19 protein-coding genes and 1 pseudogene are annotated in these 24,879 nt (G+C 39.8%); 4 read left to right on the top strand and 16 right to left on the bottom strand.

Going from position 1 to position 24,879, the window contains the following annotated elements; all coding sequences use genetic code 11:
- Positions 1-124: 124 nt before the first annotated feature.
- The 5 genes and pseudogenes from NCCP2331_RS08440 to NCCP2331_RS08420 all read right to left on the bottom strand — a co-directional run bounded on the left by NCCP2331_RS08440 (position 125) and on the right by NCCP2331_RS08420 (position 5,318).
- Complete coding sequence (locus NCCP2331_RS08440; RefSeq protein ID WP_251669976.1) at positions 125-1,645, bottom strand: S-layer homology domain-containing protein; 1,521 nt, start codon at positions 1,643-1,645, stop codon at positions 125-127.
- A 164-nt stretch (positions 1,646-1,809) separates the two neighbouring features.
- Positions 1,810-1,923 (bottom strand): annotated as a pseudogene (locus NCCP2331_RS08435) (universal stress protein); the annotation flags it as partial.
- A 123-nt stretch (positions 1,924-2,046) separates the two neighbouring features.
- Positions 2,047-2,601, bottom strand: a complete 555-nt coding sequence (locus NCCP2331_RS08430; RefSeq protein WP_251669974.1) for a hypothetical protein — start codon at positions 2,599-2,601, stop codon at positions 2,047-2,049.
- A gap of 204 nt (positions 2,602-2,805) precedes the next feature.
- Positions 2,806-4,308, bottom strand: a complete 1,503-nt coding sequence (locus NCCP2331_RS08425) for an S-layer homology domain-containing protein (RefSeq protein WP_251669972.1) — start codon at positions 4,306-4,308, stop codon at positions 2,806-2,808.
- A gap of 341 nt (positions 4,309-4,649) precedes the next feature.
- Positions 4,650-5,318, bottom strand: coding sequence for a TetR/AcrR family transcriptional regulator (locus NCCP2331_RS08420; RefSeq protein WP_251669969.1), 669 nt, complete (start codon positions 5,316-5,318; stop codon positions 4,650-4,652).
- Positions 5,319-5,405: 87 nt separating this feature from the next.
- Between NCCP2331_RS08420 and NCCP2331_RS08415 the strand changes: the two genes are divergently transcribed.
- Positions 5,406-6,332: an NADP-dependent oxidoreductase gene (locus NCCP2331_RS08415; RefSeq protein WP_251669967.1), complete on the top strand. Its 927-nt coding sequence runs from the start codon at positions 5,406-5,408 to the stop codon at positions 6,330-6,332.
- Between the two features lie 324 nt (positions 6,333-6,656).
- Here NCCP2331_RS08415 and NCCP2331_RS08410 read toward each other — a convergent pair whose 3' ends face one another.
- Complete coding sequence (locus NCCP2331_RS08410; RefSeq protein WP_251669965.1) at positions 6,657-8,324, bottom strand: S-layer homology domain-containing protein; 1,668 nt, start codon at positions 8,322-8,324, stop codon at positions 6,657-6,659.
- 272 nt (positions 8,325-8,596) lie between these two features.
- Between NCCP2331_RS08410 and NCCP2331_RS08405 the strand changes: the two genes are divergently transcribed.
- Complete coding sequence (locus tag NCCP2331_RS08405) at positions 8,597-9,397, top strand: arylamine N-acetyltransferase family protein (RefSeq protein ID WP_251669964.1); 801 nt, start codon at positions 8,597-8,599, stop codon at positions 9,395-9,397.
- Between the two features lie 90 nt (positions 9,398-9,487).
- Here NCCP2331_RS08405 and NCCP2331_RS08400 read toward each other — a convergent pair whose 3' ends face one another.
- The 7 genes from NCCP2331_RS08400 to NCCP2331_RS08370 all read right to left on the bottom strand — a co-directional run bounded on the left by NCCP2331_RS08400 (position 9,488) and on the right by NCCP2331_RS08370 (position 17,873).
- On the bottom strand, positions 9,488-10,168 hold the full coding sequence (locus NCCP2331_RS08400; protein ID WP_251669962.1) for a nuclease-related domain-containing protein: 681 nt from the start codon (positions 10,166-10,168) through the stop codon (positions 9,488-9,490).
- A gap of 189 nt (positions 10,169-10,357) precedes the next feature.
- A complete protein-coding gene (locus NCCP2331_RS08395; RefSeq protein ID WP_251669960.1) occupies positions 10,358-10,753 on the bottom strand; it encodes a universal stress protein in 396 nt (131 codons plus the stop codon).
- 295 nt (positions 10,754-11,048) lie between these two features.
- Entirely contained in the window at positions 11,049-11,531 is a 483-nt protein-coding gene (locus NCCP2331_RS08390) for a DnaD domain protein (RefSeq protein ID WP_251669958.1), read from the bottom strand.
- 946 nt (positions 11,532-12,477) lie between these two features.
- Complete coding sequence (locus NCCP2331_RS08385) at positions 12,478-13,506, bottom strand: S-layer homology domain-containing protein (RefSeq protein WP_251669957.1); 1,029 nt, start codon at positions 13,504-13,506, stop codon at positions 12,478-12,480.
- A gap of 278 nt (positions 13,507-13,784) precedes the next feature.
- Positions 13,785-15,113 (bottom strand): group II intron reverse transcriptase/maturase, encoded by a 1,329-nt coding sequence (gene ltrA / locus NCCP2331_RS08380; protein WP_251669955.1) that lies wholly within the window; start codon positions 15,111-15,113, stop codon positions 13,785-13,787.
- A gap of 1,277 nt (positions 15,114-16,390) precedes the next feature.
- Positions 16,391-17,170: a hypothetical protein gene (locus tag NCCP2331_RS08375; RefSeq protein WP_251669953.1), complete on the bottom strand. Its 780-nt coding sequence runs from the start codon at positions 17,168-17,170 to the stop codon at positions 16,391-16,393.
- Positions 17,171-17,570: 400 nt separating this feature from the next.
- On the bottom strand, positions 17,571-17,873 hold the full coding sequence (locus tag NCCP2331_RS08370; protein WP_251669951.1) for a hypothetical protein: 303 nt from the start codon (positions 17,871-17,873) through the stop codon (positions 17,571-17,573).
- Between the two features lie 383 nt (positions 17,874-18,256).
- Between NCCP2331_RS08370 and NCCP2331_RS08365 the strand changes: the two genes are divergently transcribed.
- Both NCCP2331_RS08365 and NCCP2331_RS08360 read left to right on the top strand, forming a co-directional pair.
- Positions 18,257-19,318, top strand: a complete 1,062-nt coding sequence (locus NCCP2331_RS08365; RefSeq protein ID WP_251669950.1) for a DNA cytosine methyltransferase — start codon at positions 18,257-18,259, stop codon at positions 19,316-19,318.
- A complete protein-coding gene (locus NCCP2331_RS08360) occupies positions 19,281-20,390 on the top strand; it encodes a hypothetical protein (protein WP_251669948.1) in 1,110 nt (369 codons plus the stop codon). The genes NCCP2331_RS08365 and NCCP2331_RS08360 overlap by 38 nt, the downstream gene beginning before the upstream one ends.
- 257 nt (positions 20,391-20,647) lie before the next feature.
- Here NCCP2331_RS08360 and NCCP2331_RS08355 read toward each other — a convergent pair whose 3' ends face one another.
- The 3 genes from NCCP2331_RS08355 to NCCP2331_RS08345 form a co-directional block, all read right to left on the bottom strand.
- Positions 20,648-21,784, bottom strand: coding sequence for a hypothetical protein (locus tag NCCP2331_RS08355; RefSeq protein WP_251669946.1), 1,137 nt, complete (start codon positions 21,782-21,784; stop codon positions 20,648-20,650).
- Positions 21,774-22,712, bottom strand: coding sequence for a hypothetical protein (locus tag NCCP2331_RS08350; RefSeq protein ID WP_251669944.1), 939 nt, complete (start codon positions 22,710-22,712; stop codon positions 21,774-21,776). Before NCCP2331_RS08350 ends, NCCP2331_RS08355 begins: the two co-directional genes overlap by 11 nt.
- A 466-nt stretch (positions 22,713-23,178) precedes the next feature.
- On the bottom strand, positions 23,179-24,816 hold the full coding sequence (locus NCCP2331_RS08345) for a DUF2075 domain-containing protein (RefSeq protein WP_251669943.1): 1,638 nt from the start codon (positions 24,814-24,816) through the stop codon (positions 23,179-23,181).
- Positions 24,817-24,879: the final 63 nt, after the last annotated feature.

Raw genomic sequence — 24,879 nt, 5'->3', positions numbered from 1 at the left:
GTTGCGTGGTTCATATTTGTGCAAAAAAACAATAAAGGTACCTGTGCGCGAAACTTTCATGATTGTTTACACATTCACGTTTGTTTCTTGCACAAGCACCTTTACTTTGGACCGATTGCGCCCGTTACATATCGGGGTTTATGTCGAAAATAGAGCGTACAGAGACATTCACTATGCCATACATTTCTTTTACATGGATCGTTCTCCCTCTATCTATGCCTGACACCGCGTCACCCGGCTGGCCAAGCATCCAGTAGACGCCATTTTCAAATTCCATATCAATTGTGCCTGCGTTTTTCGCTGTAATATGGAATATGCCCGTACCCGGCTCCCGCTCTACCGTTGCGATCGAATCAGCGTTTTCAGTGAGTATCGTATGTTTACCAATATTATTCGCAGCTTTTTTGTCATAAGTATAATATCCCTCGTACGACGCCGCTACATCATACGTAAGCGAAGGCTGTTCTTGCAACACCTCCGTGTCATAATAAAATGAACCATCTTTCGGTATCTTTGCCTCGATTGCGAACCGCACATCTTTTCCATTCGCAAAACGCACAGTCGCAATGTAGTCACCAGGTTTGTCGATCACAATATACTTTCGGGTAGGATATTGGTACGTCCCGAATGTAGCATCCTCGGACACCACTGCACCGTCCACTGTAGAAATGTGGACATGCGTAATCTTTTCCGCTGTAGCCATGTCGAAAATCGCTGCAGTCGGCAAATAATCCTCTGTTTCCTCAAGCGTCAGCCGCAATTCTCCATTCACTTTTTTCACTTGTACGTAATACTTTTTAATTTTTTGCTGCGAGCCATTCCATCCGTGTAAAGCGAGAGTACCCTTTCCTTCTTTCAGTGGAATTAATTGAACCCGCCCGTCTGTTGATGGGTCTTTTCCATACGTGTAGATTGCTTGAAACAACTCATTTTTATTAGTAAGATCCTGATAGATTCCACCCGATTCCGAATGAACACTTATCCTATCGAATCCTAGTTCATCCGCCCGCACCGTCACCATCGCCGGCTTCGATTTCTCGGTTTTCGTCAATAATACAGCTGCTTGGCTGCGCGTGATCTGCGCATTGATGCTGAATCTGTCAGGAGACGTACCTGAAGTAATTCCGAGACGGTACAGAATGAGAACGTTTGTACCATGCGATTGATATTCCACGACATCCTTGAACGGGTTTTTCGTCTCGTAGAAATTATAGCGCGGCAAATCGAATGCTTTTACGATGATCGAAGCAAACTGCCCCCGTTTCACCGGATCATTCGGACCGTAACGGCCGTCTTGATAGCCACCGATCACATTCGCTTCAGCCAGCGCCGCAATCGCCGGGTAATGCCCATTTTTCATTGAGACATCTGTAAACCCGGGATTTTTGACGTTCGTCGTATCCAATTTCAGCATCTTCGCAATAATGGAAGCGGCCTGCCCTCTCGTAATCGGATTCCCCGGCTTGAACGTACCATCCGGATAACCGCCAATAATATCGCGTGCCGCCAAGTCGTTCACCGCTTTCGCGTATGGCTGCTTCGGCGAAACATCCTTGAACGGCTGACTGCTTGCCGCCCCCGCCGATAAAGGCAGACCACAAGCCAACACAACAGCACTCAGCAGCGTCATCATCATCTTTTTCATTTCATATCTTCCTTTCCTGTCTATATAACATCGTACAGACGCAGAAATACGGAAAAAGTTTCAAAGATTTTATTGTAGTTTTAGTAAAGGAAACTCGCGCATAAAACTTCATTTTGATTATACGAGTGGACAAAAAAATCCCCCGCTGCATGCGGAGGACTCGCCTATTTAATAACCGTCACCGGACATTTTGCTTCCTTGATCACTTTATGGCTGACGCTTCCGAGCATCTCCACTGCCCGCAGCGCATTTCGTGATCCTCCTATCATTCTTTCTATTCGTTTGGATAGAAAGGTGGAAGTTTGCAATGGTACGGTATTTAGAACGATTTAAGTACTGTCTGAATTCATCTAGTTAATCAGGCTTCGCATTCCTCTAAATGAAAATCACACAATTCTATATTAGTTCAATGAAAGACCGGGATCAGGTGCAACAAATCTCCTCACTAACCAAGCGACGACTATACTAAATACGAAATGAGCGGCTGTCCAATAAAACCAGGCCATGCCATCATCTGCAGCAGGCGGCTTTTCTGTTAATAATGTTAAAAAGAACAACACGCCGCTCCCTACAGTATAAACAAAAATATACGGCCACCCAGAAGACTGCAAACCAATAAAAGATAATATGTAATAAAGCCCGACAACACTGGCAATGCAAAAGATAAAGTGAAAGAAAATACCAAACCAGGCACTTTCACTGAAGACATGTATCAAAGGAAAATAATCCACATTATACAGCAAGACGTATGCTTCATTTCCCGTTAACAAATAGACAACATGCAGCAGGACCGCTAAAATAATGCCGCTTATTATTCCGATCCCAAGTAACCTCGCGAATTTATTCATCGTATACATCTCCTTAATGTGTGGACAGATTTGCATTTCTTTTTTCATCACATAAGAAAATCCAGTCGCAGAATTTTGCAGTCCGATGGCAGACAGCTCAGTACTCATCCTTTTCCCTTTCCCGTCTGCCTATCAAACCTTTGCCGGTGCCCCAAAAAAGTACCAGGTTAGCACACAACTCAGAAACAGTTCAGAGTTGTTTCTGATTTACGGCGAGATCTGACCGGCTAATAAAATATTGTCCACATAGAAGTTCAAAAAACGGGTATCTAAAAGAGGAATGCACACAGCATTCCTCTTTCCTTCTCTCTATTACGCATCAAACTCATATATTTGCGAAGCAGAAACATTGATCAAGCCTTTCAGCTTCCGAACTGTTATTTCCATGCCGGTGATCATGCCCGATACCCCATCCCCCGTTTCGCCACGAAAGTAGACAGGATTTTCAAATTTCACTTCGAATGAACCGGGTTTTTTCGCCGTGATTTGAAAGACATTCGTTCTGGGATTTCTTTTAATATCCGCAATGTCTTCTGCATTTTTCGTAATGACCGTATGCTTTCCGATATTCCGAGCCATCGTCTTATCATAATACCCATTTTTTTCAAACAGCTCTTCAACGTCGAATGTATAAGACGGCCGCTCTCTCAGCACATCCATGTCATAATGAAAGTAAGCATGCTCCGGCTCTTTCGCACGAATGGCATAGCGGACTTCTTCACCACCCGCCAACCGGGCAACGGCAAGATAGCTGCCCGGTTGGCGAACCATTATACAAGTCTTTTGATCCTCTTTGCATTTGTGGAGAGCTGCATCATCATCCAACAAAGAACCGTCTGCTGAATAAAGGCTGACTTTCTTGATTTTCTCAGCTTTGGACGATTCCAGCGGCGCCTCTGTCGGCAAGTAATCATCGGTTTGCTCAATCGACAGTTTCAGCCCGTCATCTGTTTTTTTGACATGCACGTAATACTTCCGATAAACATCCTCATCCTCATCCACCGGCGAATCTCCATTATATCCGCTGACATTCAGTGTCGCAGTTCCTTCTTTCAATGCAATAAGCTGCAGTCTGCCCGGTCCATACGCTGTGTCGCGAGCGACAATCGACTCATACACATCCTGATCCTCTTTCCAGATCTCTCCGTACAAGCCGTCCATCCCAAGCTCTTCCGCTGTGAATGAAGCCATCGCAGGTTTTTTCTCCTCTGCCGCCTTCATCATTTTCGCGGCCTGCCCTCTCGTCACAGGCTCATTCACACCAAAACGGGCCGGTGCAATGCCGCCCGCAATTCCATAGCGGTGCAATATCAGAATGCTGGCACTGTGCGATTGATTGCCCGCGATATCATTAAAAGGATTTTTCATTCCGTAGAAATCATAGCGCGGCAAATCGAATGCCTTCACCAGAATGGAAGCGAGCTGTCCCCGTTTCAGCGGATCATTCGGCCCGAACCGGCCGCCTCCATAGCCGCCCATGACATTTGCCTGCGCCAGTGCGGCAATTGCTTGGTAAGAACCGTTTGTTTCCGCAACATCCTTGAAATGTGGATCTTTCACGTTCGTTGTATCCATCCCTGTCAGTTTCACAATCATGGCAGCAGTTTGTCCGCGCGTCACCGGATTGCCGGGCTTGAATGTTCCATCTGGATAACCGCCGATGATATGCCGTTCCGACAGTTCATTTACCGCCTGGGCAAAATGCTTGCCCGCCGGTACATCAGAAAATACTTGCTCCCCGGCAGCACAGCCGGCAACCGGCAAACTGCATGCCAGCAACAATGCGCCAAACACAGTGATCATTTTCTTCTTCAAATTTTCCAGCCTCCCGTTCATTGCTCTGTATGCAAAATTCATCAGTACAGACGGAGAAATGTGGGAAAAGTTTCAAATTTATTAGATAAAGTTACCAGGTACTCACGCGACTCTAATTTCATTCAGAATTGTTTCTTCCCATACAAATTCCAGCTTCATCATTGCCCATCGAACTTTCAAAGTTCAGTCTGTTGAAAAGAGGTCGTCTGCTTGTCTTCAGCAGGAAAATAATAGTTTGCCGTTGACGTTGCTATCTGTCTGAAAGGTGCATGCGGAGTGCGCCGGTGCCTGATTCAATTTGGTGCCTGCACGGTCCATGACCTGGACTTTTCTTATTTCAGTCAATTACGAAACAGCGGTTCCAAGTACATCCCGAAGATATTTTCACAGATTTTCTCAATCGTATATCTCCTGTCGTCACGGAGAAACTGATACAGATTAGGAGCAAAGGCTGCTATGATCAGATCCGCCGTGCAGACCGGGTCCGCAGTGAGACGGCCGGCGGGAAGCTCCTCGAGCAGTCTGCGGAACATTGCATGCCTCGACTTATAGATTGGTGAATGATAGGTGATCGTTCTGTCCTCTTCGCAGTTATGCGAACTAATGGCACTAAGCAATTGACACTGTTCATCGACAAACTCGAGACACCCTGCAAGAGTCCGCTTCATCCTGACTTCCAGCGGCTGATTTCTGTTAGCCAGCAAATAGTCCTCCATCTCCCTGCTGTTTTTTTCAAACATATCCAGCAGAAGGGCCAGGCATAACTCCCCTTTATGCGCATATCTGCGGTAAAGGGTTCCCTGCCCGATTCCGGCCGCCTTTGCAATCTGATGCATACTTTTTCCATAAAAACCCTGTTCATGAATCAATTTCCGGGCTTCCTCCAGTATGATCCGGTTATTTTCCATGGCATCTCTGCGCATATTCCGTACATTTTTCTCCTGCAACGTTTTCCCCAGCCTTTCCGTTTCATTGACAAACGGACAACTGTCCAGTAATCTGCATAACATGGTATTGTATCTTTGATCTGCTCATCCGGTCAAGGTAGAACGGCAATTCGCCGGCATCGAATTCTAATTGGATCAGGAGGAAGATGAATGAACAGTATGAAGGCGATTGCAAAGAAAAGCGGAAGGATCGATGACTTCGCTCTAATGGAAGTGCCCGTTCCCCGACTCGGTGAAAATGAACTGCTCGTGCGCGTAAAAGCAATCGGCGTTGGAATACATGACGGGTATTTCCTGCCGGAGCATATCCGGTACCCCTATCCGATCGGCATTGAAGCAGCAGGCATTATTGAACAGACCGGCAAGAGTGTCACTCGTTTCCGTGTAGGTGAGCGCATCGCGTTTGTCAGTTCCATGCAGCCAAAAGGCGGCACCTGGGCAGAGTTCGCGGCAGTGACGGACGATTCGCTCATTCTTCCGATACCTGAAAATATGACATTCGAACAGGCGGCGGCAGTTCCTGTGGCAGGCAACACCGCCCTGAAAGCACTGCATGCCCTTGACTTGCAGCAGAATGAAACACTTTTCATCGCCGGAGCCTCAGGTGCAATCGGCACATTCGCCATTCAGCTGGCTAAGGCTAAGGGCTGTATCGTGGCAGGTTCCGCTTCCGCACATAATCATGAGTACATGCAGTCCCTCGGCGCACTGAAAACCGTTGATTACCATGACGCGGATTGGATACAGCAGATCAGGGAATGGATCCCGGGCGGAGCAGACGCGGCAATGGCCATCCAGCCGGGAACAGGAATCGAAAGCATGAAAATACTCAAAGATGGCGGCAGAGTAGTAGCCGTATCAGGGGACCGGCTGCCTGACGACCGTGCTGTGTCCATTCGAAATCTGGCTTATCACGTCGATGTCACCAACGAGCTGCTTGAAATGATGCACGGTATTTCAGAAGGAAGATTCCAGCTTTTCATTGAGCAGACGTATCCGTTTTCTGAAGCTCTTTCGGCGCTGCAAAAAACGACGACACGGCGGGCAAGAGGAAAACTGGTCATCACGGGACCTTGATCATGACATGCTTGCAGGACGAAAAAAACAGCTGCATTTTACGCTGTCAAAGCACGGCTGGAACAATGAGCCGCTGATGCACAGGCAGATGAAATCATGCTGTTGAATAAATTCACGGATTACGGCGCCCGGATGAAATTCTATCAACTGGTTGCAGATGCATTCGGACTCACTTGAATAAAAAAACGACAGGCGGCTCCCGTTCGGGAATTACCTGTCGTTTTATTCAGTGTGGCGTGCCAGGTCCCTAGACAATTCTGGATTGTTCAGGAGTTGTATGAGTAGCTGGTGCCTTTGTTCCGGTTCCGAGCAGACTGAAAGTATTTATTCTGTTCCCCACTCCACACGGAAACGTTTTACAGCTTCTGCTCCGGAAACTGTTTTAAGAAAATATTCTTCCGCACGTATCGTACGGGCCTTAATAAAGTCATCCATACACACATCCGCACAGTTACCGTAATCATCGTCCGTCATCCTGCGTAATGTTAGATAGTCCTCAGCCACCCGTGAGAAATCGCCTTTCAGCCAGCGGTTCAGCATCTCACCAACGACCGAATCTTCTTTGGTAAACCATTTTAAGTAGAGGATGTTCTGCTTCGCCATTTCGTTGTATTTACCGAGCTGTCTGTCATAAAATTCGATTTCACGCTTATTACCGTACGGTCCGTCTTTGATGGGATCGGTGATCAGATAATCGGCTGGATAGTGCGTCACTTTCTGCGCCATCATGGTGAGCATTACGCTGGCAATTCTGTAATCCGAATCCTTCAATTCCTCGGGCAGATAAGTCGTCAGCTGCCCCGGCAACGGCTTTTCCGGGTTTACCGGGTCGAGCGGGCCAGCAACCGCTCCTATTTCTACCGAAGAAGTACCATATAAAAAGCTGTCCTCCATTTCAAAAGCTGTCACTTTGTACCGCACTTCTTCTCCGTTCTCAAAGCGGACCGTCGCGATATAATCACCCGGCTTTTCGATCAGAATATACGTAAAATTGTATTCGGTTTTTTCAATCTTTACATTGTCAGAGATCTTCTCTTCGTCCGTCTTGGCCAGAGCTATATTTTGTACTTTTTTATATTTCGTATTGAGCGATGTCAGTGTCGGCAGTGATTCATCGGTCTTTTCTAACGTCAAACGCAGTTCACTGCCCTCTTTTTTCACATGAACATAATATTTTTGAGACTTCCACTCATTCTCTGCTTTTATTCCTCCAATAACCATTCCACCTTTTCCTTCTTTGATCGGAAAAAGTTGAATCTGATCTTGCTTGCCGTTTTTTTTCCCTTTAACTTTTACTGCCCGGAATACACCTGGGTTCACTTGATCAGTGACAAACGATTTAATTGTATCCCATCCTAAATCGCCTGCTTCCACTGTCACGGTATTCTTCATCATTACCTGCTCCGTCGCCGCAAGCATTTGTGCGGCCTGTCCTCTCGTAATCGATACGTTTGGACTGAATGTTGTAGGAGAGGTACCCGAAGTAATGCCGAGCTTGTAAATAACAAGTACGTCATTCGTAATACCGATTTCACCTTTGAACGGGTTTTTCACATTCACATCACGAGGCAAATCAAATGCTTTCACGAGAATGGCAGCCATATTTTTGCGCTTAATCGGCTCATTCGGTTTGAAGCTGCCGTCCGGATAACCACTGATTATCCCCTCTTCCACCATCTTCCCAATCGCCTTATAAAAACCGTGGGATGTCGGTACGTCCTTGAATTTCTGTCCTTTTACAGTCGACGTATCCAGACCTCTCATCTTCGCAATAATCGCCGCAGCCTGTCCCCGTGTAATCGAATTACCCGGCTTGAACGTACCATCCGGATAACCTCCTATAATGTTACGCGCAGCCAGCTCATTCACCGCCTCCGCAAAATGCTTCGACGGAGGCACATCCGAAAACACTTGCTTGCCGGCCGCAGCCCCTGACAACGGTAAACTGCACGCCAGTAAGAATGCACCCACTACAGCAAATAACTTCTTCATTTCTTTCATCCTTTTTACACAACCTGATTATTAAGCAGCGCATAGACGGGAAAAAGCTGAAAAAGTTTCAAAATATAAAGCGGTGCCTGTGTGAAAAACAATCATGAAAGTTCACCTATTCATGATTGTTGAAACTTTCGTGAATGTTTAAAAAAACACGATTGTTTCGCGCACAGGCACCTACAATTTGTACCCGGCGTTAACCGCCTCGAACTTTCCAGTCATATTTGCTATGATAAGAGTATAGAAAACAATGGAGGGTTGGATAGGAAATGCCAAAACGAATCGCAGACCAATTGACTCTCAACGGCTCTGTGCTGGAGCAGATCAGCCAAATCCAGAAATATTTCGCACGGCAGTTCGAATTTGAAAACTTGGACGTCCTGCTTGGAAATGAAGAACCGATTACCAGGCAATACTTGTTGGACAAAATCATTGATCAGGGACGCGGCGGGCTTTGTTACGAGCTGAACGGCCTGCTCTATATCGTCCTCCAGGACCTCGGCATACCAGTGCATCTCGCCGCGGCCACTGTCTGGGCACCGCCGCCGAAGAACTGCTACGTTCTAGACCGCACCCACGTCGTGAATATGCTTCGTCATGAAGATACATGGTATATAATCGACAGTGGTTTCGGCAGCAACCTCGTCATGCAGCCCGTTGCACTGGACGGTGATCCCGCCGTTTCCCCGGCCGGCACATTCAGGCTGCGCTCAGAAACAACCGAAAAAGGCACGATGGTATTCGAACGTTTAACAGACGGCGGCTGGGAGCGGTGCTACGGTCTCTATCCGGACACCATCAGCTGGGAACACTTAGACCAGGTAAAACAGCAGATCCATCACAGTCCCGAGTCTTCATTCAACAAAGCCCTGCTCATCGCCAAAGCAACAAGCGACGGCACGTACTCCATCAATGAAAAACGGTTTAACCGCAAGCGCAACGGCCACGAGGAAACTATTCCTTTTAAAGACCACGAAGAACTGCTCGAACAAGTCAGGCTGCATGCGGCTCCGGCGGTTTATGAAGCGGCTAAGAGGTATAGTAAACAGCGAAAACCCTTTTACGAGTGAGTGAAAGGGTTTTTGAAATTGAATACGGTCCAGAATATGGTCCACACGCAATTCTAGTTGAATTCGGAATTATTTCTACTTGTGTGGGCTTTATGTACGTGCTACCTGTTGCTTCTTGCGCACTTGCTGCAGATGTGTTTTTCGTATCGCTTTCTTATCCTTTTTAGGCATCTGATCCAGCTGGTCCAGACTGCGGATGATGTTGTTCATCTGTCTGTCGGTTAGCCTCAGCTTGTTGTCCTGTCTGATCGTTTTTACAAGCTTGCGGTAATGAATGACTTGCGCTGATTGAAATGGTTCTTTGAATTTAAATTCAACTTCATCCGAGAAGGCTATAATAGAATATACGGGCAAAGAAGGCATATTGAGATAACTTTTGAGCGCTTCGATATGGCCATAGTTCTGCCGGATCGGATTGTAAAACTTTTGTTTGTTTTTGTAGATTGTCTGTGTCCAGTATTTCTGCAGCTCGCTGCCGAAGATCCAGCCGCTATAGTTCTTGGTTTCGATGACATGCACGCCATATTTGGAGATGACGATGTGATCTATCTGTGTCAGTCCGTTTTGCGTGTCTTCAACATACAGGTCGTGATAGCTGCGGTATTCATCTCCGAGCTTATTTAGCCTGCGCTGTACGATACGTTCGCCTGCAGCACCGCGTATCCTCGGCAGTTGAATCTTGACGATCGTGCTGAGAATCATCATAAAGGCGAGGAACCAGATGGCTTTGTTGAATAAGATGGCGCGCAAGGTATCGAAGAAGAGTTCCATTTATTCCATCTCCTTTTCAAAATAATGTTATTAATTCATTACTTTAAGCATATATCCTTTCACTCTTAAAGTCACTGAATACAAAGATTATTATGCCGAATAAAAGTTTGGAGATTTTACATTTCTTGCTCATCATGTGACAGCTGCTGTATAAATGAAAAAATCCCCCGCTGTATGCGGAGGACTTGCTCATTTAATAACCGTCACCGGACATTTTGCTTCCTTGATCACTTTATGGCTGACGCTTCCGAGCATCATTTCCTGCACGGCATTCAATCCCCGGCTTCCAATCACCAAGTGATCCAGCGGTGTTGCATCCGCGTACTGCACAATTTTCTGCGCCGGATCTCCTTCAAAAATGAAAAGTTCTGTGTTGGCTTGTGCCTGCTCCATCGCCGGCTGGGTCACGCGCTGTCTGATCGTTGCCGTATCTTCCTTGCTCATGCGCTCATCATTCGCTGTGTTAAAATCCACTACATAGATTATTTTCAGTTCGGCTTCCGTATACAGCCCCGCCGTCTTTACTGCATACTCCACGGCCCGCAGCGCATTTTGTGATCCGTCGATCGCTACACCAATCTTCATTTGTCTTCCTCCCTCATATAGCTCTTTCTATTAGTATGGACAGAAATGAATTGATTTGCAACGACGCGGTATTATCACTCTCTAAAACAATTTGACTGCCGTCTGTTCATATTCTCTAGTTTGCAGGGTCAAAAAAGAACAGATTGAAATTTTTAAGAGCCGTGGTCTGGTTGTGAAGGATGAGAAATTTGCCAAGGTAATATCAAGTCAAATTCATACAGGTACCCGGTCCCTATACAATTCTGAATTGTTCCTGAGTTGTGGGAGGCCTGGTACCTCAACTTCAGAAAGCCTTCTACTTAGTCGTAAACATTTCTCTTACAAATTTCCCTAGTTGCTCATCAGACATACTTGCATCGCGGACGGCTATCTCAATAGCTATCTGCCTGGCCTCGATCACTTTAGTGTTACCAGCTTCTTTTTTGGATTGCTGTCCATCTCTTTTCCACTCTTCATATTTCCTATGTTCATTACGCGAAACTTCCAACGCCTCCCTTGCAGTTGTTACTTTTTTATGCATCCAATGTGAGGCAATTCTTTCTATGTAGTTCGTCGTAAATTTACCTTCATTTCGAAGGAACACATACTGGAATAGTACATTGACAACACCTGTTGACATGCCGTGTTTGTTCACTAATCGTTCAGCAAGCTGTACATCTACAGCGAATGGCTTTTTGCCGCCAGACATGTCACGCAACATGTCTTCAGTTGTGGTGTTTTCAAGATAGTTAAGTAGTTCTTCCATGCGAGAGTCTTTATCCTTATCGTCATTGTCCATTTCATTGTCTCCTATCTTAGAAATATTGTACTGTTAGGTTTACTAATATCCCCTTTGCATCATTTACTTCTAAACAAATGGATAAATTGTTTTAATTCCCTTCTAAGTTCATCAATAACCTCTTAATTTTTTGTCTCTCTTCCCTTATGTTAAACAACATTCTTACAAAAACCTACTTTTCTAGTTCTCTTTATATTCCTTCCATTTCTTTTTCAAGTTGAATCGTTCGGTATGACATAGTATTTTCATCCGCAGCTCTATATAGTATTCCCAGCAATTAAAACGAACGTTTTACATTTCGCCTCAATAATCGTTCGCTTTCAATGTTTTTTACAAGGAAAAAGAATTTCTAGGATGGTAAAATCAGCATGAGGATGGCGAAAGTAAAACAGTTCATGGGCTTTTGTACAGATATTTCCCGATTTCCCGCTGCCCATATAAAAACTTCGCCAATTCACTAAAATCAGTGGCAGGTATCAGGTCCTGAAACAATTAAGTCCGTCCGTGTTCTTACATTTGTTGCTGTCTTTTTATCCGCATAGATTTTGTACAGCTCATAGTCTTTTTGCTTGCAAGAATCCCCATAGACTTCTTTTTTAAATTAATAGAAGATTCTCGTTTCACCTTTTTTTGTACTCACCCTCGTATATAACGCTGTTTTCATTTTTTTATATCCCCCTTTTGAATTTAATAAGCGTTCCATCTTTTCTATAAATTCTATCATAATACAGCAAGGATAATTATTGATACAAGCCAGCCGCCTATAATAGATAATGTGAGTAGTTATTTTTCACATTTTACTGCATCCTCTCTTATTGTGTATGTGTCTCTCCTTTTGCTCCATAATAAAAAGTCACACCGTTTAGATGTGACTTAGTCAGTTAAAACATCTGAATTGTTTAAATATAGGTTTGTTTTATTAGTTCTAGGCTTATATTTGACTTTATCAATTGGCATAATAAGTTATACGCAACTGAGAAGAACCGTCATTTTCAGCAATTAATAAAACTTTATAACTTCCTGTGTTCCATAAAGCAGTCGCTTTTGAATAACCGTTTGAACTGTAACTCCATTCTTTCCCTAAACTTTTCCTTAAAGACAATAACGTAGAATAATGGAGTTGTTCAAGATCCTTCCAACTTGCATATTCTTTTTGATAACCAAAAAAGTCAAAACCAATTAAATTTAACTTTCCATTTGCAAAATAGTAGGTGATCTTAGGGTTACCTCCAGCATTAGTCACTTGAAGTTTATAGACTAATGCAGCAGTATCTGGCCCTACCACTTTATCCATTAACTTAGCGGTTTCAGCTGCTTGAACTTGTTGAATAGTCATTCCAAAATATACATCTCTTACAACATAATCATGTTGTTGCGGTCTAAAAGACGGTTCCATTGCTCTTGCTATAAAAGCAGCGATATGGGAACGTGTCAATGTTTGATTAGGCTTGAAAGTGCCATCAGGATATCCGGAAGTTATGTTTGCAGCTACTAGTTTACGAACTGCATTATAAGAAGTAGATCCTTTAGGTACGTCTTTAAAATTAATATTGGCTTCCTGAGTTAATTTAAAGCCATTTGCAATGAATGCAGCCATATGACCTCTAGTTACATACTGGGTTGGCTTAAAGGTTCCATCCGGATAACCATTAAGTATTCCGGCTTTCACAGCTGAATTAATATAACCAGATGAGAAACGACTTGCTGGGACATCCTTAAACTTTGTTTTAGTTTTAGTGCCATCCAATCCTATCGCTTTTGCCACCATGACAGCTACTTCTTCACGTGTTACTTTATCATTAGGGCCAAAACGCCCATCTGGTGCAACTACTCCTTGATGTACCAAATACATTATTGCAGAGTAATTCGGGTGATTCTCTGGAACGTCATTGAATGCAGGAGCAGCTGCTTCTACCTTTCCTACAGTTACAAAAATCAGAATTAAAGCCAAAAATAAAGGAAATATTTTCTTCAAATTTAAGCACCTCTTCCTAATATTATTTATGGTTACTATATCATATAGAAAGAGTAAATGTTGGAATATTTAACAACTATAAATCTAGCTTGTCTTTTAACTTTATCTTGTGTACAGACCAGGTCTGTATCTATTTTAATTAGTGACAGGTACCCTCTGAATTGTTCCTGAGTTGTGTGAGGTCGAGTAGGTTGGGTCCTCTCTTTTCAGATTGGACTCCGCCCCCTCACAGAACCGTGCGTGCGCTATTTACGCACACGGCTCTTCCTTGTCATCATTTACAGAATATAGCTAAGTTCTTCCCGCAGGTCATAAATACTCACTTTTACCTTCGGTACAGGAAGTGGGTATTTCCTTAAAAACAAGTCGAACTTCACGAAGTTGAATGATTTCCTTTGACTTCTTCTATTCATCCATTTAAAGAATAGCGACCTAACCTTATTTGTAAAACTGCTAACATACGGTGTGTTGTCGGTTATGCAATAATAATTGTAATAACCCTTCAGCGACCGTTGGAGTCGCTCCATAACCACATGGATGTTTGTCGTCCTGTTGGCTTTTAGCCACTCCTTGCAGTCTTTCAATTTGGCTCGCACTTTCTTAGCGCTAGTTTTCCTCTTTACCCGAAAGCGTCCATCCTGACTCTTGCTACAGAAATGGGTGAATCCCAGAAAATCAAATGTATCCGGTTTGCCGTTCCCCAGTCGTTTGCAGTTACGTTCTGCAAACCTACCGAAGGGTAGGATTTTAGACTTATCTTCTGCAATTTCAAGGTTGAATTTCTTCAAACGCTCAATAAGTGCAAGATAGAAATTATTCGCCTCGGTTTCACTTTGGAAACAACACACGAAATCATCTGCGTATCGTACCATGTAGGCTTGTCCTTTACAGGTTTTGCGAACGAACTTCTCAAACCAGAGATCAAGCACATAATGGAGGTAGATGTTCGCCAAAATTGGAGAAATGATTCCTCCTTGAGGAGTCCCGGCATCCGTATTAAAGTATTTTCCCTCTTCCATATAGCCGCTTTTTAGGAATCTAGCCACAATTCGGAGAAAAGCTGGATCAACAATTCGATGTTGGAGAAACTTCATCATCCATTCGTGATTTACGTTATCGAAGAATCCTTTAATGTCCACATCAACAATGTAATTTATATACCGTTTTTCCATGTTTACATTTAGTATCTTAAGCGCATCATGACAATTTCTATTTGGTCTAAATCCAAAGGAGCAATCAAGAAAGACAGGTTCATAGATGGCATTTAGAATCTTCGCCATCCCCCTTTGAACAATCTTGTCTTCATGTTCAGGAATCCCTAACGGTCTTTTCTTGTCCGTACCCACCTTTGCGATATAGGTTCTTCTGACTGGAACAGGCTTGTAAGCATTCCTTTTCATCCGCTTTACCAAATCCACAATATTCTCTTCTAGATTTTCAGCGTATTCTTCTTTGGTAACCCCTTGGGTTCCAGTCGCTTTTCCAGAAGGAAGTTCATGATGACATCGCATAAGACTTTCCTCATTAATCAGATGAGCAATTGACGTGAATTTCATTTCTGGGTTCTTCTTTGCCAATTCTGCTATCCTTATCAGTTTCGTTTCCATTTGATAACCTACCTCTGCGTGTAGTAAATGTGTCCCTTCAAAGGGCGATAACTAGGTAGTTGCCTTTCCTCCATTGGAATTACCCAACTTCATTGGTACTACGCAACCTTCCGACTTCCTGTGCGGCATTTGGCTTTCTCGCTTATTATCGCTTGGTTCGCCATACTCTCCAATTGGAAAGACCGACAGGACCTCCCGAGTTGCTGCAACATATCAATGTCTGACGTGCCAAGGTCACCGACTCCGAAGGAGCCTCCACAGTCTTGCCATTGCGACCGTGGAGGTGTAGCTTTCTGCGCAGGTCAACGCATCAGCCTCCTTGACTGGTATTTCGTAGCTCAATCCCTTCAACCAAATGGCTTTCGGCCCGTCATCTAACTGTCTACGCTTAAAGATATCGGTTACCCGATATCCTCCAAGACTCGCTACGAGTGAATGGCTAGTTCTTGCTCGACGGGAATCCCACCCGCTATATGTTGCAACCTAGGCTCGGTCGCTCGACCTGGTACCTCAACTTCCGTATGAATAGAGTTTTAGGTGATTTGTGTGGGGACATGGTACGTTCATTCTAAAAACATTTTGGAATCTGTCTAAATTGCAAATGTACACTCCGATAACCGTCATCCACTGCTTTTGGTTTGTCGTGCATATTAATCCTATCAATAAAATACTCTATCTTCTCGATTGCTTTCAAGATTCCCGCCGTCATCAATAAAGATATCTAAGCTTGAAACATTCATGGTTGTTTAAACATTCACGATTAGTTCTAGCACAGGTACTTTAACTCGGGAAACTTATATATCACAATGAAGCAAGACGAGCAAGCTGTTATGTTTCCAATATGATGTCTCGCACAGAAGAACCCATCGATAAACGAAAACCTGATTCTGTTTCATATTTATCGACCTTGGTTTAATTATTTGGATAGCATTTCCTGTATATAGGAAATAAAATTTATGTTATCATCTCAATGGACCGCGTATTTTCCAAAGGGGAAAATGCCAATGTTATTTATAATCGAAAATCTGGATATTTACGTTTTTGTTATCATTAGTTTCAGAATGATACACTCACCTCGAATTATAAAGAAAGCAATCAAGAAAATTCTCAAAGACTTTTATAACGATTAACAAAATACAATACGCGGCCACTACACCCTCTACCAAGAGGGAAGTAGTGGCTTTTAAATAAGAATATATAATAATTAGTGATAAATACCTGAACGCAAAACTTTCATGATTTTTTAAACATTCAGGTTTGATTCTGGCACAGTTACCTTACTTAATATACTTAATCGAAAATCGATATCTAAACCAATCCAGTACTAAATCGATTAGATCTTGCTTTATCTCCTCAATTGTTGGAGATTTACTTGGTGCTGTTTGTGTCGTTGCACCATGCCTTGCCAACCTTCTTGAACCGGCCATTGTATTCATATAATGTGAATGTCTTTGCATATTAGCTGAAGCAGTTATTAAAGATTCCGAAGGTTTGAATTCGTTTCTTTTTTGATACGTTTTGATATCTGTTTTAATGCTGTCCATAATTTTATAGGCATTAATGAAAAAATATAATAACTGTTCCTCACCAAGTGTAATCCACAATAATATATCTCTCGCAGTAGGATTATCAATACTCTCGTCAATAATGAACTCAGCTAATTTAGGTATGCGGACTGACATTTCACTGCGAATCTTTTGCGTCATAAGCGGATCAAATGGGTCTGTCATTTCTTCTATTAGAATATTCCAATCCTCTTCTATCCACGGCCTTGTATAATGTCCATTTGTAAAATAGAGTACGCTACCATCATTTTCAACCATATTTCCACCGAAAATGATTTTGACAGCACTAGCCATGCGTAGTAATGTTGTAATACGGCCATACGCTCTATACGCCTCATTTTCATCTAACATATTTAAGTGAGGCGAAGAAAAACTAGGATCTATATCGCCACTTTCTTCATCACCGTTCCAGAAATAAAAATGAGGACTTACTTTCCAGTCGATAATCCCAGGATTCGTAAAAACACCGATGGACCATTTGTGACCAAACATCTTAGTCTCTCCTTTCACATACTATAATAAGATTTACAGCCCTAAAGGAATTCTGGACCGCTTGCTGTTAATGAAGTGACCTTTGAGTGATACTTCATCATTGTTTGAAAGTTCACGTTTGTTTCTGGTACAGGTACCTTATTTAATATTTATCAAAATAATAAATGTAGGAGAGCCTCACTTAAAAACATAAGTGAGGCTCCATTTAGTGAACCAATATTTATCGTTATACGTCGTAAAGTTCCCGTGATCTTTGTATTTAAACCCCAAATGAGTACATATATTGTACAATTGCTTTTTAGAACCTAATGAGAGGTACCAGGTCCTGATATAATTCTGAATTGTTCCTAAGTTGTGTGAGGAACTCGTACACTATCTTAAGGATGCAGTGTTAATCAACTTATTTAATAGACGGCGGAATAGCAGCACTTCTTAATAAATAATTCAATGCTGACATGTTCGATAAGTTATTAATAAAATCAAACATCCTGTCATGATCCAAGAAAAAGAACGTATCAACGCCGTAAGAAACCTCACCGTCCTCAAACATGTACAAATAGATAGCAGTAGGTCCCTCCTTCTCTCCGTTAACATTTTCGCCGATAGCCATTAACATAAAAGTAGCTTCCTCCGGGAAAAAATATGTAGCCACTACTTCCTCCCCTTGTAGTTTCGCGTCTTTCAAAAAATCAAAATTTTCCATTATATCCCCCCTCAAAGACTTAATTCGACAGTTTTTTGTTCAATCCTTTAATTCTCTGAAAATAAAGTAACTAACATCACTTTATTGTAACATCTAAAATTATCACATAATCTCCATATGTTTTCCAAATTAACAGTTAAATGTACTTTTATAAGAAACGATTTCAGATACCAAGTCCCGATATGCTTCTGAATTTTTTCTGATTCGTATGAGAAACCTGATACCTTAACTAACTTATTCAATAATCCAATTCGGAATAATTAAACCTAGTATTTTTTGTCGAATTGTCGAATTGTCGAATTTAGTACAATACGGAACATTTTTTTCATATTATCGTTTATAATGAATTGTATCAAATTCTTTTCACGAGGTGCTGATTATATATGGAGGTAAAATTTATAGACCTTTTCGCTGGGATAGGTGGATTTAGACTTGGTCTTGAACAATCGGGATTTAGAAGTGTTTTTTCTTCCGAAATAGATGAAAATTGTAAAGAAACTTATTTTGCTAACTACGGAGAAATGCCAGAAGGAGATATAACAAAAATAGATGCAAAGGATATTGATGATTTTGATATACTTAGTGCTGGATTTCCTTGCCAACCTTTCAGTATTTCTGGTAAGCAATTAGGATTCGAAGATACAAGAGGTACGTTATTTTTTGATATCTTGCGTATAATAAAAACTAAAAAACCTAAAGTGGTATTGCTAGAAAATGTGAAGCATCTAGTACATCATGATAAAGGTAATACCCTAAAAGTTATCCTGATGAGTTTACGCCAATTAGACTATGAGGTTAATTGGAAGGTTTTGAATGCAAGTGATTTTGGAGTTCCACAAAACAGAGAACGTATTATTATTATCGCATCTAGGGGTAAACAATTTGATTTTGATAATCTAAATACCGTTGAAAAACCAATTCTGAGGGACTTTCTTGATACAGAGGGAAACTTTGAATACTTAGACGACACTGAATATAGCCTTCTTATTAACCCTACAGTACAGAGATCAGGCCTTATCTTTGTTGGGTATAGAAATAAAAAAATAAGAGTTGCTGGTGTTAAACCTAATACCGAACATCTTTCTAGGGTTCATAAACAACCCAACCGTATCTATTCTGTTGATGGTGTTCATCCTACTCTTCCTTCACAAGAAACTTCCGGAAGATTCTTCATTCTTGTAGACGGAAGAGTAAGGAAATTAACCATTAATGAGTGCTATAGAATTACTGGCTTTCCAAAATTCTTTAAAAGGATAAATTCACTTGGTGAACAATATAAACAAATCGGAAATTCAGTGTGCGTTCCAATGGTTGCCGAACTTGGTAGAGAAATAAAAAGTCAGTTCTTTAATAATAAAAGGAAGACAGAAATTCAAGAAATACAGTCCAGAGAGGATAAGAAAAGTAATGACGACTCATATTCAAATATTACAATCAACCTATAATGAAGCGCTTGAAGCAGTAGGCAAGGAAGACTTCTCGCTTACTTTTAAACTTTCCGAAGAAGAGATTGATTTATTAGATAAGATAATCAAAAATTCAGAAAGAGCTAAAGGTGTCTTAGCGGTGATTGTTACAAGTTTAACCCATAAAATCATTCATCCTAGCCAAGACGTTAGATACCACCAAGATAACCTTCCTAATGGTTACTCTGGTAGAGGACATGATAAGAGGACGGTTACCCCCTTTATGAAATCCGTTAAATTTCCCGCAATGGCAGAAAGCGGATGGCTTACTCGTTCCCTTGAACAGACCGCTCCTTACTTATTAAATTATGGAGGAAGTATTACACCACTTGAATTAAAGATGGCTTTTTTAAAGATCCTAGATAACATTGAGACTCAAGACAAGGATCCATCTAAGTATCTGCTGTATTTATTTCAGCAGTTAATTATCAAAAGAGATAAACAAACAATTGAACTTGCAAAACCTACTTCATTGACAATCGAGGTAATTATTGATCACCTGCAGAAGCATTTTAATTTTAGATATAGTTCCCGTGGGGCATCCCGCTTACCAGTACTAGCGATTTATTCCGCTTATCAATGCATGATGAAAGAGGTAAAAAGATTTAACGGAAAAACATTAATGCCCTTAGAATCCCATACATCTGCTGATTCCCAATCCGGAAGCGTTGGTGACCTTGAAATTCGTGATGAGAAGGGAAGAGTTTTCGAAGGTGCAGAAATTAAACACGGGCATAAAGTGACCGCACAGATGGTAAGAGATGCTTTTGAAAAGTTTAAAATTCATCCAATCCAGAGATATTATATTCTTTCAACTGTGGGTTATAAAGAGGATGAATATGAAGAAATTCAACAGGAGATAGAAAGAATTCAGTCTTTACACGGTTGCCAAGTAATTGTCAATGGTCTAAACTCCTCTATAAAATACTACCTTCGACTTTTGGATGATACCTTTGAATATGTTAATTATTACGTGGAGAACTTGAAAACGGATGGAGCATTAAAATTTGAGCATAAAGAAAAATGGAATGATATAGTATCGGGTCATTAAAAGAAGTGCGAGCAAATACGCTTGCACTTCCACCTTTTAAATATCCCCCGTAATTGATTTCTTTAACTATTACTCAATTAATCCCTGATACTCCATTAACTTCTCTCGCTTTATCATAGGCATAAATATAAAGCCGCTTAATCCCCCGCTGTATTAAAACATTCATTGAATTTTAAACTATCTGCTCTTTAGCCTTATTCAAATCCTCTATCCTGTCCGCTCCTGTATAAGTACCCTTGTCCATGTCCTTGATCGTATCAATAATGAAACGTTGTTACCAACCTAATTGATAAAATAACTATTATAGTAAAGAATATTATACTATATATATTTGAAATTTTTGGTACATCTAACTTTTGTGTTTTGTCATCACTTTCATCGAAAAATAATTCTGTTAAATAGAATTGTTTTATTTCCAAAAATTCTTTATGATTTTCTTTTATTTCTTTATTAAAAATCAACCATATAATTATCAGTGAAGAAATAAAAATAATTAAAAATAATGAAACCTTTTCGTTAGACGAAAATAATAAAGAGTTCCATACATCTTCACTTCGTATATTCTTTACTTCTTCATATAAAAATAATGCAATTGATGCTCCCCAACCTAAAAACTTTAAATGTAAAGATTGATACGCTTTCTGTCTTTGATTATTCAATCTTAAAAAATCTTCCTTTAACATATTAACATGTTCAAAGTACTTTTCAGTTTCATCATTAATTATTCTATTAAAACAAGATTTTGCACTGTTCAAATCCTTTTCATCCAAATGAAATGTATTTTTAGTTGCTATTAGTTTTCGTATAATATTTAATCTGGTGTGTAAATTCTCTTTACTTTTAGTAATCCATAAATAGATATTTTCTAAATCACAAAAATCATCATCAAAAAATGAAACTTCTTTTTTTATTTCTTTATCTTCAATATTCACTTTAAACATAAAATGATTCTCATCATAATCTGTACTGTTAGAAAGGAACAACAATATATATATATATTGAATAAATGATATTCTTTTACTCATTTCATATTCCATAAAGTGTTTTATTGACATATTTAAATCATCTTTTGATATATTGTTTATATTATTTTCAGATATTACTAATTTAAATATCCTTGCTTCTTGACTATAATCTTCTAACTTGTTGATTTCATTTTCTCTATAAATACAAAGTTTGTCATCGAATTTTTTAATTTTAAATTTATCTAAAATTCTAGAAAAGCTTTTACAATTCTCCATGTATTTTTCTTCTAAAAACAATAAATCCTTTTGATTATATATTACGTCTTCGTCTTCAACCTCTCTATACTTTTCCAAAGTTTTCAAAACCTCTTGTGAAGTACTTTTATCTAATTTAAAAGACGTCATGCTAAACGATCCTTTAATTTTCATTTTTCAATTCCTCTGGTAACTTTTCCATAAAGTCATCATCTACCTTCAGAATTATATTACCATCCTTATATTCTATTCCCTGTTTTCTAATTAATTTTTGGAAGTTATCAGTATATATTTTAGTTTCTGATGAAATGTGAATTGTTTTTTTATAGCCCTCTATTAATGCTTTTTTACTCACTTTAAAATCTGCATCTATTTCTTCAGTATGATATGAAAATACCTCATTCAAGCTTAATTCATCTATCTTATCATCAGCTCTTAGTTTATTTGCAAGCTCATTCTTATCAAAAGAATCTGAACTAAAAAGGTAACTTTCTGTAATTTTTTTAATGTCTAAGTAATTATCTTGATTTTTTATCTTTCCTGAAAATAACTTATCATTTTTTAATAACTCAATTAATTCTACTGTATTATTATATTCATCTTTTATTAAGGATAAATTTAAAAACACTTCTCTCCAATATTTCGAAATAGATTTATTTTTATCAATAATTATTATGTCATTAATATCATTATTAAAAATACAACCTTTATAGTATTCTGTTTCTGTTGAGAATGTTTGTCGCATTTCATAGTCTCTATCCCTATCAATTACCTCTATATTTTCTAATTTTAATAAAATAAGTCGGTCTTGTTCCTTTTTTATAAATAAACTACCAACTTTAATCTGATTATTTCGTGTTCCATCCTGTTTTAATTCAGCTGAATTTAACTTTTCTGCAAATTTTTTTAGGTTAAAAGAATCTATACTTTGGTTATATTCCTTGATAATCGAATCCTTTGCAACACGACAATTAACTTTTAGATGAGAAATGTTTGTACGAGAAAACACTTTGTCAAAAATCTTACCAATATTTTTTATAGCGATTTCATTTAATTCTTCTTCATTTATCTCATCACTAATATTATAAACTTTAATTTCCAAATATACGTCTCTCCCTTTAAAAAAATTAATATCCTAATAACTCTTTACTCGAAAGAAATAAGCAAACAATCTTTAAGGAGAAAAATAACAATTAATTTCCCCCTTGATATTTAGAATATTTATAAAATTATATCCATTTTCGTAACTTCATCGACAATATGTTTACAGATATATACCAGTAGTTTCATTAATTGATAACCCTTGTATTCTAGGCAATTCTTTCAAAATAGAAAATACACTCGTTTGAATGCTCGTCCATTCTCCAAGTTCTAAAATGTGTTTTTTCCTCTACTAATGCTTTGCAATTCTCTGAAGGACAAAATAATTTGCCCTTTAGTTTGCTCTAATAAACTGCTGAAGTGATATCTCTAAGGGTGAATTCTGTTTTAATACCATCGTCAGCAACATAAACAGCGCTTAGTATTCTCAAATCAGTCACTCCCCGCATAATTAATTGCTTTTTCTATCACTCAATCAATTCTTGATACTCCAACAATTTCTCCCGTAACGCTTTATCACTAGCATAGATATAAAGCCCCTTAATCCCTCGCTTCATTAAAACATTCATTGAATTTAAAACGATCTGCTCTTTTGCCTTGTTCAAATCCTCGATGCCGTCCGCTCCAGTATAAGCACCCTTGTCCATGTACTTGCTAGTATCAATAATGATTTCATCCGTCGATGCATCATATTGAACGGACGGACCCAATACGACGCCTACATAGTTCAAATCAAAGCCCTGGACCGTATAAATGGAACCCGCCTCATTGATTGTTTCTGCTTTTTCAGCCCACGTAAATTTAGAACTGGTAGTATTCCATGGCATTTTATATTCACCATTGGATTCCTTTACGTAGTAAATTTTGCCGTCTTTCTTATGCAGGTAATCAAAAGTCGAAACGATGCGGCTTAAGCCAAACTTTTCGTTTTTCTTAATGATTTCTTCGTGCATTTCCTGCAATGTCCCGAACATCTTTAAATCATATCCTTCATCTATCGGAATTGGCGTTAATCTCTTACGTTTGAAATTATTAATCCAATCGATTACCTCATCATTTGCCTGCATACGGAATTGATTGGTTAGTAAATATTCTTCATGGCAGTTGCTTTGCTTTTTAAGCTTTTCCAACATTGCCACTCCCCACAGGCTTTTTAATTTCAAGACTTGATCTTGGTCATAGATAATTACGACCACTTTAGCAAGCTTCAGTAATTCCTCTAACTGATTTTCACCATAAAAATTGTTGTATGTATCTTGTTTCGTCAAAAGCAAATGTGCTTCATCTACAAATATAATGTCTGCTTTCTTATCCTCTTTTTGCAATTTGTTGATCAGTGGAGTTGGTTTCGCAAAATCTTTGGCTTTCAAATGTTTCACACGCTTAGCTATCCCTTTATATGTCTTGAACATTTCTTCATGATTCACGACTAAGTAATTTTCTGTTCCGTAAAATTCAGAGGATTTCTCCGTTGTACGTTCTTGAATAGTATTAAAAATGGAACTTAGCACAACACTTTTACCGACACCCGCTTCACCTTCTACAACTAACAAATTACCGTATTCTGTTGACTTCGACTGCAGTTTTGCGCTGCAGAATTCAAGTACTTTATCTTTTAAATCTATCTGTTCCAGCGTTAACTCCTTATAAGGCGATAATTTAAAAATATCTTTGTTTTCAATTGTATGGAGGTTGTTATTAACCAACTGACGTTCATGTAATTTGCGCCAAAGTTCTTGAAAAATGTACTGGTCATAGTGTGGTTTATTATAGTAGTTATGCGTGAAATTGCTTGCTGTTTTACTTTTGTTTTGAAGAGTATACTTTTCATCACCTAAAAAGTAATTGATTAATTTAGTCTCCAAATGAAATGTGGCAGAGCGATTGAATTCTTCATGTTTAATTAAATTTACTTCATCAACATTTTTTCTGTCTTTCATATGGGTTTTAATTCGAGTCTTAAAATTAACCGTCTCGCCTAAATACGCTTCTCTTTTCCCATTCAAAATATAGATTACCGGATAGTTCAAAAAGTCTTGTCTATTGTCGATTTGATTAATGGCATTTTGTTGAAATGGCCAGGATAAGATTTCTATAGAAGACATTCTTTCACCTGCTTCATAATATATTCTAATTACAATTATAACAATCATTGGAAAATAGTAAAA

This window comes from Sporosarcina sp. NCCP-2331, assembly GCF_023707945.1.
Taxonomy (GTDB): domain Bacteria; phylum Bacillota; class Bacilli; order Bacillales_A; family Planococcaceae; genus Sporosarcina; species Sporosarcina cascadiensis.
This window is presented reverse-complemented; position numbering and strand designations above follow the sequence as displayed.